The following is a 13,830-nucleotide window of genomic DNA, read 5'->3' on the forward strand; positions in this document are numbered from 1 at the left end:
AAGTAGTACTTTTAAAGACTTTTTGGACAGCTTCCTACAATGTGAATAAGAAACGCTAATTTATCAACGTAGAAATTTTGAATTTTGAATTAGGACAAATGGTGCTAAGGACTAAAAATTAATCATTAAACACTAAACATTAAAAATTATTTCGTACCTTTGCAATGTGAATATTACTTTTGTGATTTATGGATTCTCCTATAAAAAAAGAAATAATGGGACGCAATAAGCGGATACAGAAAGTGATAGGCTGGAGTATCATCATATTTGCGGTTATTGTATTTGGCTTATTGGCAAATTATATGGGTAGATACCTATCGCACAAAATGCGTAGCAATACAGAGCTTACCGATACGACAACTAAGAACGATACTATAACAACTAAAAACTAAAAAATAATGAAAAAAATCATTATAGCAGTTGATGGCTATTCATCAACAGGAAAAAGTACTACTGCCAAAGCGGTAGCCAAAGCTTTAGGCTATGTGTATATTGATACAGGGGCTATGTATCGCGGCGTTACTTACTTGGCGCTGGAAAAGGGACTTGTTTCTACTCAAGGAGTAGAAATAAAACCTCTGATGAAGGCTTTGCGACACAGCAAATTCAATTTTGTATATAACCCAGCTTTGGGTTTCTCGGAACTTTACTTGGACGGTAAAAATATTGAGGATAATATCCGCAGTATAGATGTGGCAAACTGGGTGAGCGAAATTGCTAAACAACCTGAAGTGCGGACTTTTTTGGTGAACTTACAACGCAAAATGGGCGAAGAAAAAGGCGTAGTAATGGACGGGCGCGATATAGGAACTGTTGTATTTCCTGAAGCCGAACTAAAGATATTTATGACTGCTTCGGAAGAAGTACGCGCACAGCGCCGCTTTAAAGAATTGCAAGCGAAAGGTGAAAAAGTATCTTTTGAAGAGGTTTTGGCAAACATCAAACACCGCGACCACGTGGATACTACTCGTAAAGAATCGCCATTGCGCAAGGCTGATGATGCCATTACTATAGACAACACTCACTTAACAATAGAGGAACAAGTAGATAAAATATTATCAATATTAAAAGACTAATAATAGAAGAGATATGTGTGATCACAATTGCCAATGTAGTAATAACGATGGCACTCGCCATAATTGGACAACGGAAGAAATTATTGCTATTTATAACAAACCCCTAATGGAACTGCTATACGAAGCAGCGACAGTGCACAGAAAATATCACGACCCAAACTCGGTACAGGTATCGAGTTTGTTATCTATAAAAACAGGAGGCTGTTCTGAAGACTGTGCTTACTGCCCGCAATCGGCTCGTTATGAAACTGAAGTGAAGATAGAAAATGCTGATATGATGAGCGTTTCGCAGGTGAAAGCACAGACGCTGCGCGCTAAATCGGCAGGGGCATCGCGTGTGTGTATGGGTGCTGCGTGGCGTAATGTGAAAGATGGTCCTGAATTTGAACAAGTTTTGGAGATGGTACGCACTATCAACAAACTGGATATGGAGGTGTGTTGTACCTTGGGTATGATTACTGAAAATCAGGCTCAACGTTTGGCTGAAGCGGGCTTGTATGCCTATAACCACAATCTTGATACTTCGGAAGATTATTATAAAGAAATTATTTCTACTCGTAGTTATCAGGATAGGTTGCAGACGATAGAGAATGTACGCAAAACGAATATTACGGTGTGTAGTGGTGGTATTATAGGTATGGGTGAGGCTCTTGAAGACCGCGCTAATATGCTGGTGGCTCTTTCTACGCTAAATCCGCAACCTGAATCGGTGCCTATCAATGCTTTGGTGCCTGTGGAGGGTACTCCCTTAGAAGATGCTGAGCCTGTGGCTATATGGGAAATGGTGCGTATGGTGGCTACGGCGCGTATTGTAATGCCTCGTTCGCAAGTGCGCCTATCGGCAGGACGTACTCAAATGAGCCAAGAGGGACAGGCTTTGTGCTTTTTTGCAGGGGCTAACTCTATTTTTGCGGGCGACAAGCTGCTTACCACTCCTAATCCTGATATTAATGAGGATATGCGTATGCTTAACGAGCTGGGGATACGTATTCAGAAACCATTTGAAACACATCCACAACCTACTACCGTAGAAGCTGCTGATTCGCAATACCACTCATTAGGTGAAAATCCTAAATGGACGCGTCCTACTCATAAAATAGAACGCAATGAGGAGAAGAAACGAGTGAAAGTAGGGAAATAAGACTGAAGGTTTTTTCAACTTAGGCTTTGGGGATAAAGATAATGGAGATAGTGAGGGGAGATGTAGTGCAATTGTACTATTATAATTAACTAATGATAAAAAATGTATACTATTAATTTTCAAACTCCGCAGTTTTTAACTAATAACGAGGGTGATTCATTCGCATTAATTCCTGCTGAGGAATACCGAGAGTTATTGAGTTTAGTGGAAATGTATGAGGAAATGGAAGATATTCGTGCTGCTAAAGAGGCACGAGAACACCCTAGTGATACAGAACCTATAGATGTTTTTTTTGAAAGAGTAGAAAAATACAGAAAAGAAAAAGAAGTGTATAGGAGTAAATAATAACATTGGAAAATGTAGATGATTTTATGAACCCCGAAATACTTAAAGAAATTATTACAACCCCAATGCCTTTTGGTAAATATGAGGGCACTATGATTGCTGATTTGCCGGTGTCTTACCTTGAATGGTTTAGCTCTCAGGGCTTTCCTAAAGGGAAATTGGGAATGCTATTGGCTACTACCTTCGAGATAAAAACAAACGGACTGCAAGAAATTATTGATAAACTGAAACATAGTATTTAGGCGTTAGTCATTTATCATTAGTAGCTATTGCAATATAGTGACTAAAATGACTAACATTAGAAATCATAATTCACAAATCAAAATTTAATAAGGTGTTAGTAAAAAAAGTAAATGGGAAGCAGCCTACCTATGGTGAGGGTTGTTTTTTTGCAGAAAATGCTACGCTTACAGGAGATGTAGTGCTTGGCGACCATTGTACTGTATGGTATAATGCGGTTATTCGTGGTGATGTGAATAGCATCAGGATTGGTAATTATACTAATATACAAGATGGGGTGGTAATTCACGCTACTTACCAAACACACGCTACTACAATAGGTAATAATGTATCGATAGGACATAATGCTATCGTACACGGTTGTACTATTGAAGATAATGTGCTAATAGGTATGGGCAGCATTGTAATGGACGGCTGTGTGGTGGAAAGTGATAGCATCGTGGCAGCGGGTGCGGTAGTGCCTCCGAATACACATATAGAAAAAGGTAGCCTATACGCAGGCGTTCCTGCTAAAAAGATTAAAAATATTACTGAGGAACAAAGAGCGTTAATAGCAAGAACTTCAACTAATTACGTGAAATATGCCTCTTGGATAGAAAAATAATTTAAAATTATTCTATACTTTATTTGTATATATTCAAAATAATATATATCTTTGCCGTGTTGTTAGTATAATGAAATATATTTAGCAGTGTTTTTATATTTCGTTTGTATTCACTGTGGAGGTATTTTTTTTAGTGTTTTTTTAAGTTATTATTACGCTTCATAAGTGAATTTAGTTAGTTTTAAATAGTGAAGTCCGTTTCTATAAGAGCGGACTTTTATTATTATATTTATGTTAAAATTGACAATTAAATTTGGTAGTAATGATTTATTTTATACCTTTGCGGTAAATTTAAACTTATAATAGAATGAAAAAAATTGTTTTAGCTGTAATATTATTGGTTTTTTCAGCAAAAACCTTTGCACAAGATGATTATCCTAAACATCAAGTGAATTTGAACATTTTGAATGTAATTTGGCTCTCATCAATAGAATTGGGGTATGAGCACTATGTTGCATTCAACCAATCAATAGAAGGTGAATTGTTCATAAACGACCAATATTCTTTCTTTTTTAAGAAAAGTGGTGAAAAATATAACTGTACTAGCTTCAAGCTGGGATATAACTACTATTTTGACCTTGATGGTAATTCAGGCCCTTACATCAATCCGTTTATAAAAACCCGTTTTGGTAAATTTACCTATGCTGATGAAGTTACTAAGGTGAATATGAACTCGTTTATAGTGGGCTTGGGTGCTGGTTATCAATTTAACTACAACGATACTTTTGTGATAGCTCCTTATGCTAATATTGCGCGTAACTTTGGTAAAGAGGTAAATGGAGATTCTAAGTTTTGGGCAGTAGAGCCTAATTTGGGTATCAAAATAGCTTATAAGTTTTAAGAAATTACAAAATACAGAACTATAAAAGAACCGCTAAAAAGCGGTTTTTTTTGTAAGTTTATAAAGTGAGACTATAAAGATGTTTATTCCGTTAGCAGAACGTATGCGCCCTACAACGCTTGCGCAATATGTGGGGCAAGAGCATTTGGTAGGCGCACAAGGGGCTTTGCGACAGCAGATAGAGAGTGGTTTTTTACCTTCACTTATTTTCTGGGGACCTCCTGGTACAGGTAAAACTACGCTTGCCAATATTATTGCCCAGCAAAGCAATAGGCGTTTTTTTACCTTGAGTGCCATTAGCTCGGGCATTAAAGAGGTGCGCGAGGTGATAGACCAAAGCAAACAAGGAGGTGGGTTGTTTACTCACCAAAATGCCATTGTGTTTATAGACGAGATACACCGCTTTAATAAAACCCAGCAAGACTCGCTGTTGCAGGCGGTAGAGAAGGGTTGGATTACGCTGATAGGTGCTACTACTGAAAACCCAAGCTTTGAGGTGATACCGGCACTATTATCGCGCTGCCAAGTGTATGTACTCAATGCCTTTGAACGTAAAGACTTGGAACTGCTATTGCACAACGCCATTGCCAATGACGAGCTGCTGAAAAAAAGAGAAATTGTACTAAAAGAAACAGAGGCTCTTTTACGGCTATCGGGGGGCGATGGGCGCAAACTGCTGAATACTTTTGAACTTATTGTGAATGCTATCCCCATAGGAGAACCTGTAGTGATTACCAATGATAGTGTGCTACATTTGGTTCAAAAAAACACAGTGCTTTACGATAAAACGGGGGAACAGCATTACGATATCATTTCAGCATTTATAAAATCTATTAGGGGTAGCGACCCCAATGGGGCGGTGTATTGGCTTGCCCGAATGATTGAGGGCGGTGAAGATGTGAAGTTTATTGCACGGCGTATGCTTATACTAGCTTCCGAAGATATTGGGAATGCGAACCCCACAGCAATGATATTGGCTAACAACACTTTTCAGGCAGTAACTACGATAGGTTATCCTGAAGCTCGTATCATCTTGAGCCAATGTGCTATTTATTTGGCGTCATCGCCTAAGAGCAATGCCTCATACAAGGCGATTGGCAAGGCACAGCAGGTAGTGAAACAAACCGGAGATTTGCCTGTGCCTATTCATTTGCGCAACGCTCCTACTAAGCTGATGAAAGAATTGGGCTATGGCAAAGACTACCTATACGCTCACGATTACGACCAAAACTTTGCTTTTCAAGATTACCTTCCCGATGATTTACAAGGAGAGGTTTTTTATCACCCAGGGAACAACCCCCGTGAGCAGGCACTGCGGGAATATCTGAAGAAATTATGGGGTAATAGGTATCATTATTGAGCTACAGAGGCAGCTCCTATACCTATAACCTCATCATATAAGTTGCCCGGTTGCCTGTAATACACTATTACTAAATAGGTATTCTCTGTTTGGTAGAAATTACCGCCTATTTCGTCATAATCAACTTTGTTGCCTTGTTTGGTAGCAAATTTATAATTATAAAAACCTTGTTTTAGCAAAACCTTCCCTTTGAAAAGTCCGTCATCGGGGTCATAGGTAAGTTTATAGTCGTTTAGGAGTTCATAATTGGAGAATTTACCATATACATACACTTCTTTATTCCACAACTCCGAAGTGCCTTGTAAGGCAAAATGCACCCACGTATAATCTGCTTCTGTAGCGTAATTGGCACCGTGGAGAGTTTTTATGAGAAAATCACCATTAATATCGGGATAATACGTGTAGAGATGGTTTGCGCGAGGCGTATTGACTGTTAGGAAGCTATTTATCAACTTGCTGCGTTGTAGCCGAACTACCCCTTGTGCAGCAACCTGCAAATCTTTACTATCAAAATAATAATATTCATTACCTCCCTCAAAAGAGGTTTCGCGGTCGTATTTATACACCAAATCATTACCTATCACATACTGAGGTTTTACGCCCGTAATAGCTCTATCCCAGCGGAAGTTCTGCAATATAGCTACCTTTACAGCCTCTTGCGGATTTTCTAACCTCAAATCGCGCTGCTGAATACTAAATTGCACTACTTGACTGGTATCGTAATACTTCATATCCCGTGCTCGTTTCACTTCAGTGGGTACGGCTACCAAAGGCGTATAGAGGATAAAACGCCGTGAAAAAAGCTCCGTTCCATAACTATCGGTAATAGAAAGCATATAGTTGCCCGAAAGTGTAGGTTGGGTAAGTTCGTTCGGAAAAGTAACCCTATAATGCGAATAAGTTTGTAATGTGCCGTATGAATTGGCTTCAGGCTGAATGGGCTGCCCATCAATACCTTTTAGGTACTCACTTTTTAGCAATTGTGAAGGAGTCCAATCGACGTTGCAATGCGTAAGCTGGTAGTAATAAGTTTCTTCGTTGCCTATAATATCGTCAAATTGCAGGCTAAACAACTCATTACGGCGCACAATAGGGAATTGATTCTTATCATTAGCATCAGCTTTGAAGATAATTGTCTTGATATACTCAGGGGGAGTTTTCTCTACCAATGCTTGTGCTTGCAAGACTAATGGAAATAGGAATAAAAAGATAAGTTTTTTCATAATGTTTAATTTGTTATTTGAAAAGCACCTAAAGAGTTTTACTTCATTTCATCACAATAATAGACAGATATAAAATTACTTATAGTATCTTTTTTATCCTTACTACCCAAAATTTTCGTCTTTTCTTTTGATGATAAATATACCCAACCTCCTGCATTTACCTCATATTTATAAATATGATTTTTATATCGCAAATATCCTTTTACATTCGATTGAAAAGTACCATAACACATATTCCATTCTTGTGTAGATATTTCGGGAAGTCTTTTTAAAAGTGCTATTATAGCCTTTTTAGTGGGTACTTTCCAACCAAAATCTACTTCTTCCTTGTCTTCATTAGGAATATAAGAAAGAATCTCATCTTTCCCTTTTGAATGCTGTGCATACCCTTTGTAGCCAAATATAAATACTACTATAAATAGAAAAACAATTCTCTTTATATGATAGTGATTTTTCTTCATTTGTAATACAAGGCAGCTAAATCTGTTTTTCTATTTACTAATTTACGAATTTGCTAATTTACAAATTGGCAAATCAGGTGCGTAGGCAGTCCCATTACGTTGTTATAAGAGCCCTCAATAGAGGTTACCCCTATATGTCCTATCCATTCCTGTATGCCGTAAGCGCCTGCTTTGTCAAAAGGCTTATATTTTTCAATATAGTGCGTTATTTCCTTATCGGTAAGCTCTCTAAAAGTTACTTTTGTAACGCAGTGATGCGTACCTTGAGCATCATTGGTAGTAAAACACACCGAGGTAATCACCTCGTGAGTCTTACCAGAAAGCGAACGCAACATCGGAAAGGCATCGGCAGCATCTTTGGGCTTACCAAGAGCTTTGCCCTCGTGCCAGACGATAGTGTCGGAAGTTAGGAGCACACAATCTACAGGAATATTTCCTGCAAAGGGTGTAGCTTTTAGCTGAGCCAAATAATCTGTAATTTGTTCCCGCTGCAAGTGTGTGGGATAAGTTTCTTCTACAGGTTTGAGTACCACCTCATAGGGAATATCCAATTCTTTCAGGAACTGCTGACGGCGCGGTGAGCCTGAGGCAAGGAGTATCTTTTTCATTATTATTTTAATAGGTTATCAAAGCAAGTAGTCAGCATACGAATAAATGCCACTTATAAGGTCTAATTGTTGTAGTTGTGTAATTTCCATAGTTATTCTTTTTACTGATTGATACTAAACCGCTGACCACTATAAGGCTTCAAATATTCGTGTTCTAAGCTTTTCTCAATCATTTGTCGTTCAAAATCACACCTATACACCTCCCCTTTCAGATATTTTTCTATCATTAGCGAAGCTATAGGACCTGCTACACGCGCCCCGTAATAACCATTTTCTACAAATACTGCGATGGCTATTTTAGGGTCTTCTACGGGGGCAAAAGCCACAAATATAGAGTGGTCGGTAAGCTGCATACGCCTGCCATTCACCCTGATAAAGTTCTCGGCAGTTCCTGTTTTGGCGGCAATATTTATGCCATCTATCTGAGTACGCCTTGCAGTACCTTGCAAATATGCCATATTCATACCCTTAATAATAGGGTCAAAATACTGAGACTCTATTGTAGTGTGCTTAGCGACTGTGTATTCCTGAAAAGGTGTTATTTTATTATCAATTTGCTTTACAATATGAGGCGTAAAGAAGTAGCCCTTATTAGCTATAGCAGCCATTACGTTAGCAAGCTGCAAGGGGGTAGTAAGTATTTCGCCTTGCCCAATAGCGTTAGAAATGTTGGAAGTACCATTCCATCGCCCTACGCCATATTGTTTGTCGTACAAAGCTGTATTAGGCACTTTGCCAGGTCTACCTGTAGGCAAATCACTCCCCAAGAAACCGCCCAAACCAAAGCTGCGCACGTGTTTATTCCACTGATCCATACCCACTTGCGAACTTGTGCGCATATCTATTGCCCGTTTGTAAGTATTGGCAAAATAAGCGTTGCACGACAGGGCAATACCGTGCAATAGGTCATTGGCACCGCGCCCACAGTGGCAGCGCATAATATGACCCCCATAGCGATACCCCCCACCGCAGCTAAACACACTTTGGGGAGTAATAACTTTTTCTTGTAGCCCTATCAGAGCATTGACTACCTTGAAAGGCGAACCAGGTGGATATTCTGCCAAGAGGGTACGGTCGTAAAGAGGTTTACCTATAGAGTCGTTGAATAAATCTGTATAGTTTTTAGAACGTTCGCGCCCTACCAATAAAGCAGGATCAAAGGTAGGTGCCGATACCAAAGCTAAAATCTCGCCCGTTTTAGGCTCTATTGCCACGATACCTCCGTGTTTGTGGTTCATCAGCAGTTCGCCATAAGCTTGTAATCCTATATCAATTGTCAGTTGCAAAGGTTTGCCCATTTGCGGCAAGGTATCCAAAGCACCATTCTTATAACGTTCTATAGCCGCGTTATGCTTATCTTTTTGAAAGTACTGCACTCCTTTTTTGCCTCGCAAAAACTCTTCGTACTGTTTTTCTACCCCACTGCGCCCTATCAGCTCACCCGCCAAATAATAAGGATTTTTCTTTAATTCCCACTCATTCACCTCACTGATGTAGCCCAACACATTTCCTGCATTATGAGTGCGATAGCTGCGCAACATACGTTTCTGAATGTAAAATCCATTAAACTTACGCAACTTTTCTTGCAATTTAGCATAATCGTTATTAGAAAGCTGATGTACTATTACTGAAGGTTTTTTGCGTGAATAATCTTTTGCTTTTTGCAAGCGATCTGCAAATTCTGTTTTGCCAAGTTCTAATAGAGAGCACAACTCGAGTGTATCAAGCCCTTTTACCTCACTTGGAATTACCATTACGTCATAGGCAGGCTGATTAGATACCAACAGCTCACCATTACGGTCGTAAATATAGCCCCTTTCGGGGTAATCATACACTGTTTCTATAGCAATATTATCTATACCTGAAGTAGCTTCATTGTAAAAAACAACCTGCAAGAAGAAGAGCCGCAACAATATTACTGTTGCAGAAAATATAATAACAGCAGGTAATAAGTATTTCCTCATTTTTTACTTTTACTAAACAAATAAATGTATAGCAAACACACTATGATGGTAAATACTGAAGCACTTATAATTTTTACAATTGTTATAAACAAATGATTGAAGTTAAACACTTCTAAAAAGTAGAATAGCAAATGATGCAGTACCACCATCAAGGTTGTATAGCTAAAGACTTTTGTAAACGGATATGCCAGCAAATCCAAATCTTGATACTCAAAATTCTTGCCAAACACTATATGAAGTATTGGCGAGCGCAAGTAGGCTATCAATACACTGCTGGCAGCGTGCAAACCTCCTGTATTTGAAAAAACATCTATCGTAATTCCTAAGAAAAAAGCCGACAGCAAATACACAGTACGGTTTTCCTGATAAGGTGCTACCAACAAAAATACTATGTATATCATTGGGTTTACATACCCCCAATAGGCTACATTGTTGAACAATAGCACCTGCAAAAGCACCAATACTATAAATAAAAAGGTATTCTTTACTAATGGGTGATTCATTGTGCGTCTTGTTTTTCTAATTCTTTGATAGCCTCTCTGTCTATATCCTCTATAATATACACATAATTCAAGTTCGTCATATCGGTAAATAGCAGTACATCAATTATATAAGTGTTATCAAACTTGCTGCGTTCGTAATGTACTATCTTACCTATAGGAATACCTTTTGGAAATATATTCGACATTCCCCCCGTTACAATAGTATCCCCCATTTGTATGGGTGCTATATTAGGCACTTCTAATAATTGTACTACATTAGGCTGCTGGGTATTCCAGCGCAATGAACCAAAATGTTCTGTGCGTTTTATCATTGCATTCAGTGCCGATTTGCTATTCAGTACACTTTGCACTGTAGCAAATCTGCCAGAGGTATGCTCTACGATGCCCACCACCCCACGAGGTGAAAGCACACCCATATCTTGGCGCACACCATCATTACTTCCCTTATCAATTGTGAGGTAGTTTTTGTGCAAGCGATAGCTGTTTTTTATCACATTTGCCTTAAAGATTTTATACTTTACTTTATCGGTTTCTACTACCGAAAGTGAATCAGGCAGCGGTAAGTTTTTAAGTTTGTTTTCCAGCTGTAACAAGCGTGAGCGCAATGCTTTATTTTCTTCAGTAAGGGCTTCGTTTTCTGTACGCAAATGAAAGTAACTCGACCAATAATTGCTAAAAGCGTAAAGATTACCACTAATAACATTAGCCGAGTTGATATAAGCACTTTGTGAATAGTAATTGCTGCTAAATACCAGTGCCATAGACACTGCAAACAACGCTAAAAACACAAAAAAATCACGTGTGCGTATAAAAAACTGTATAATTAGATTCATAGTTATGTTTTAGCCGTTAGTTTTTAGTCATTAGTCGTTAGATTACGATATACTAACGACTAATGACTAATCCCTAATGACTAACGACTACTTCAGCAATATACTTTTAAATTTACTAATATTTTTGAGGGTGATACCCGTACCGCGTACTACAGCGCGCAAAGGGTCTTCGGCTACATACACGGGCAAGTCAGTTTTTAGAGAAATACGCTTGTCCAATCCGCGAAGCATAGCCCCTCCACCAGCCATATAGATACCTGTATTATAGATGTCGGCAGCCAATTCAGGAGGTGTTTGCGAAAGAGTTTCCATAATAGCATCTTCAATACGCAAGATTGATTTATCAAGGGCTTTTACCATTTCGCGATAAGACACTTGCACTTGTTTAGGTTTTCCGGTAAGCAAGTCGCGCCCTTGCACCATCATATCTTCAGGTGGCGCTTCCAAATCTTCGGTAGCGGCACCTACGCTTATTTTGATATTTTCGGCAGTACTTTCGCCTACATACAAGTTGTGCTGGGTACGCATATAATGCACTATATCCGAGTTGAAGATGTCACCCGCAATTTTCACAGATTTATCGCATACGATACCGCCAAGAGCAATCACGGCAATTTCGGTAGTCCCTCCACCTATATCGATAATCATATTGCCTTTAGGCTGCATAATATCCAGCCCTATACCAATGGCAGCAGCCATAGGCTCGTGCACAAGGTAAATATCTTTACCATTTACACGTTCGCAAGATTCTCTTACAGCACGAGTTTCCACTTCAGTAATACCCGAAGGGATACATACCACCATACGCAATGAAGGTGAAAAGAATCGTTTTTTGAGCGCAGGAATACTCTTGATGAGCATACTAATCATCTGCTCAGAAGCATCAAAATCAGCGATAACCCCGTCTTTTAGCGGACGTATGGTATTAATGCTAGGGTGTGTTTTACCCTGCATCATGCGAGCTTCTTGCCCTACGGCTATAATTTTTTTAGTATTTCTATCTAAGGCAACAATTGAGGGGCTATCTACTACCACTTTATCATTATGAATGATCAAAGTATTGGCAGTCCCTAAGTCAATAGCAATTTCTTCAGTAAGGAAGTCAAAAAAACCCATATTTTTTTATTATATTATCTATTATATCTATAATACGTTTAGCGGTTGCAAAATTATGAAAAAATAATAATATACACAAAAATATTTTTTGATTACTACGCCAATTCCACCCACAGGGGTAATTTTTAAATATCAATCTTTTATATAAAACTTATCTTTTTTCAAAGAGACTTCATCAAAGAAAGAAATATCTCTTATTTCAATACGATATATAATATTGTACGTTGCTTCGGGAGGATTATAAGATTTGATGGAAAACACCATTTTTTTATGTGTTTGCGGATTCTGATAAATATAGTCACTCATTTTGGTGTCTTTAGCTTGAAAAACAGAATCATAGAAAACATTTCCTAATTTTTCTGTCAATTCAGGAAAGGAAATAAGGTATTTAGTCTTATCATAACAGACTTTCCCTTTTATTACATCATACCTACTATGGATAGATAAATCTAATGTATATACTTTTTTATCTCCTTTTTTATAAAAAATTAGTGATGCTTCACCATCATATTCATCCCCTTTTAAATTAGCATAAACTATTTTTTCTTTGGTGAATCCTGCTAAGTTATTTTTCTCTTCTATGGGAAGAAAATTTATCTTTTCAGAGGGTATACTTTGAAAAATATAAAGTATTCTTTCTTCTGAAGGCTCTTCTTTGGTTGCTTCTGAGCAAAAATTAAGCAATACATCTATTAAATGTATAGAGTCTTGTGCTTTTAAAGGAGAAGAAATGTATAGAAATAAAATAATCAATATTCTTTTTTTCATTGTTTTATGCAATTCTTGTTACTATATAAACAACGCCAATTCCACCCACGAGTGCAAGTTTGCAAACTAATTTTATTTATCATCATAATGTCCAAAAGCAGTAAGAATTTTTATTTCTTTTTTTTCTTCAAAAATTTCATATACCAAGCGGTGTTGGTCATTAATTCTCCTTGACCATACTTCTCTTACTCCATATCCTTTTAAGGCTTCAGGTTTTCCTGTGCCTTTTTTAGGTGTTTTTCTAAGTTCTTTTAGAAAATCTGCTATTTTAGAAAGTATTTGCTTATTACCTCCTTTGGTAAATTTCTTTATATCTTTTAAATACTCTTCAGAATAGGTTGTTATATAGTTTTTTTCCTCTTGTATTTCCATTATCCTAACAACATTTTATCCATTTCTTCATCACTAATTATTTTTCCCTCTTGGGAGCGTGCTTTATCTATTCTTGCAAAAAATGTTTCTTTGGAAATTCTTGTATTATTTTTTTTAGCTGCAATATCCTGATATTTTACCTTAAACTTTTTAAATAGCTCTTCAAACAGATGAAAATCAGCTTCTTTTATTTCTACTTTTTCTAATATTATGGTGCTCATAATGATTTATTTTTCTGAATGCTTATTGTTATTAAAAATCAATTTTGTGTGATATGTTTAACTTTGACGACAATGTGCGTGCCACAATCGTACTTTTAAATAGATTGCGCAAAAATACAGAAAAATAATTATCTTTGCAATCTATCACTCAATT

The 13,830-nt window shown here is 37.7% G+C and carries 18 protein-coding genes; 8 read left to right on the plus strand and 10 right to left on the minus strand.

Features of this window, described 5'->3' with window-relative positions:
* Positions 1 to 188 precede the first annotated feature (188 nt).
* From HMPREF9075_RS03040 to HMPREF9075_RS03075, 8 genes are all read left to right on the plus strand, one after another.
* Positions 189 to 392: a hypothetical protein gene (locus HMPREF9075_RS03040; RefSeq protein WP_009415020.1), complete on the plus strand. Its 204-nt coding sequence runs from the start codon at positions 189 to 191 to the stop codon at positions 390 to 392.
* A 6-nt stretch (positions 393 to 398) separates the two neighbouring features.
* Positions 399 to 1,076 carry a (d)CMP kinase gene (cmk, locus tag HMPREF9075_RS03045; protein ID WP_009415021.1) on the plus strand — a complete coding sequence of 226 codons (678 nt, stop codon included), beginning with the start codon at positions 399 to 401 and terminating at the stop codon, positions 1,074 to 1,076.
* A gap of 13 nt (positions 1,077 to 1,089) precedes the next feature.
* A complete protein-coding gene (gene bioB / locus HMPREF9075_RS03050) occupies positions 1,090 to 2,217 on the plus strand; it encodes a biotin synthase BioB (RefSeq protein ID WP_009415022.1) in 1,128 nt (375 codons plus the stop codon).
* A 102-nt stretch (positions 2,218 to 2,319) separates the two neighbouring features.
* Positions 2,320 to 2,562 (plus strand): hypothetical protein, encoded by a 243-nt coding sequence (locus tag HMPREF9075_RS03055; RefSeq protein WP_009415023.1) that lies wholly within the window; start codon positions 2,320 to 2,322, stop codon positions 2,560 to 2,562.
* A gap of 26 nt (positions 2,563 to 2,588) precedes the next feature.
* Positions 2,589 to 2,804 (plus strand): DUF3820 family protein, encoded by a 216-nt coding sequence (locus HMPREF9075_RS03060; protein WP_034556632.1) that lies wholly within the window; start codon positions 2,589 to 2,591, stop codon positions 2,802 to 2,804.
* A gap of 92 nt (positions 2,805 to 2,896) precedes the next feature.
* The gene (locus HMPREF9075_RS03065; RefSeq protein ID WP_009415025.1) at positions 2,897 to 3,406 is read left to right on the plus strand and encodes a gamma carbonic anhydrase family protein; all 510 of its coding nucleotides are present in this window, start codon (positions 2,897 to 2,899) and stop codon (positions 3,404 to 3,406) included.
* 307 nt (positions 3,407 to 3,713) lie between these two features.
* Positions 3,714 to 4,247 (plus strand): hypothetical protein, encoded by a 534-nt coding sequence (locus HMPREF9075_RS03070; protein WP_009415026.1) that lies wholly within the window; start codon positions 3,714 to 3,716, stop codon positions 4,245 to 4,247.
* Positions 4,248 to 4,326: 79 nt separating this feature from the next.
* Positions 4,327 to 5,607 (plus strand): replication-associated recombination protein A, encoded by a 1,281-nt coding sequence (locus tag HMPREF9075_RS03075; protein ID WP_009415027.1) that lies wholly within the window; start codon positions 4,327 to 4,329, stop codon positions 5,605 to 5,607.
* Here the strand turns inward: HMPREF9075_RS03075 and HMPREF9075_RS03080 are convergent.
* From HMPREF9075_RS03080 to HMPREF9075_RS03125, 10 genes are all read right to left on the minus strand, one after another.
* On the minus strand, positions 5,601 to 6,830 hold the full coding sequence (locus tag HMPREF9075_RS03080) for a DUF5103 domain-containing protein (protein WP_009415028.1): 1,230 nt from the start codon (positions 6,828 to 6,830) through the stop codon (positions 5,601 to 5,603). The genes HMPREF9075_RS03075 and HMPREF9075_RS03080 overlap by 7 nt on opposite strands.
* Positions 6,831 to 6,868: 38 nt before the next feature.
* The gene (locus HMPREF9075_RS03085) at positions 6,869 to 7,291 is read right to left on the minus strand and encodes a hypothetical protein (RefSeq protein WP_009415029.1); all 423 of its coding nucleotides are present in this window, start codon (positions 7,289 to 7,291) and stop codon (positions 6,869 to 6,871) included.
* Positions 7,292 to 7,344: 53 nt separating this feature from the next.
* Entirely contained in the window at positions 7,345 to 7,899 is a 555-nt protein-coding gene (locus HMPREF9075_RS03090) for a Maf-like protein (RefSeq protein WP_009415030.1), read from the minus strand.
* Positions 7,900 to 8,000: 101 nt separating this feature from the next.
* Positions 8,001 to 9,863 carry a penicillin-binding protein 2 gene (gene mrdA, locus HMPREF9075_RS03095; protein ID WP_009415031.1) on the minus strand — a complete coding sequence of 621 codons (1,863 nt, stop codon included), beginning with the start codon at positions 9,861 to 9,863 and terminating at the stop codon, positions 8,001 to 8,003.
* The gene (locus tag HMPREF9075_RS03100; RefSeq protein ID WP_009415032.1) at positions 9,860 to 10,366 is read right to left on the minus strand and encodes a hypothetical protein; all 507 of its coding nucleotides are present in this window, start codon (positions 10,364 to 10,366) and stop codon (positions 9,860 to 9,862) included. Before HMPREF9075_RS03100 ends, mrdA begins: the two co-directional genes overlap by 4 nt.
* Positions 10,363 to 11,199: a rod shape-determining protein MreC gene (gene mreC / locus HMPREF9075_RS03105; RefSeq protein ID WP_009415033.1), complete on the minus strand. Its 837-nt coding sequence runs from the start codon at positions 11,197 to 11,199 to the stop codon at positions 10,363 to 10,365. The genes HMPREF9075_RS03100 and mreC overlap by 4 nt, the downstream gene beginning before the upstream one ends.
* A gap of 87 nt (positions 11,200 to 11,286) precedes the next feature.
* Entirely contained in the window at positions 11,287 to 12,315 is a 1,029-nt protein-coding gene (locus HMPREF9075_RS03110) for a rod shape-determining protein (protein WP_009415034.1), read from the minus strand.
* A gap of 132 nt (positions 12,316 to 12,447) precedes the next feature.
* The gene (locus HMPREF9075_RS03115) at positions 12,448 to 13,083 is read right to left on the minus strand and encodes a hypothetical protein (RefSeq protein ID WP_009415036.1); all 636 of its coding nucleotides are present in this window, start codon (positions 13,081 to 13,083) and stop codon (positions 12,448 to 12,450) included.
* Positions 13,084 to 13,155: 72 nt separating this feature from the next.
* Positions 13,156 to 13,455, minus strand: coding sequence for a Txe/YoeB family addiction module toxin (locus tag HMPREF9075_RS03120; RefSeq protein ID WP_009415037.1), 300 nt, complete (start codon positions 13,453 to 13,455; stop codon positions 13,156 to 13,158).
* On the minus strand, positions 13,455 to 13,676 hold the full coding sequence (locus HMPREF9075_RS03125) for a hypothetical protein (protein ID WP_009415038.1): 222 nt from the start codon (positions 13,674 to 13,676) through the stop codon (positions 13,455 to 13,457). The genes HMPREF9075_RS03120 and HMPREF9075_RS03125 overlap by 1 nt, the downstream gene beginning before the upstream one ends.
* Positions 13,677 to 13,830 lie beyond the last annotated feature (154 nt).

It is taken from the genome of Capnocytophaga sp. oral taxon 332 str. F0381, assembly GCF_000318275.2.
GTDB lineage: Bacteria > Bacteroidota > Bacteroidia > Flavobacteriales > Flavobacteriaceae > Capnocytophaga > Capnocytophaga bilenii.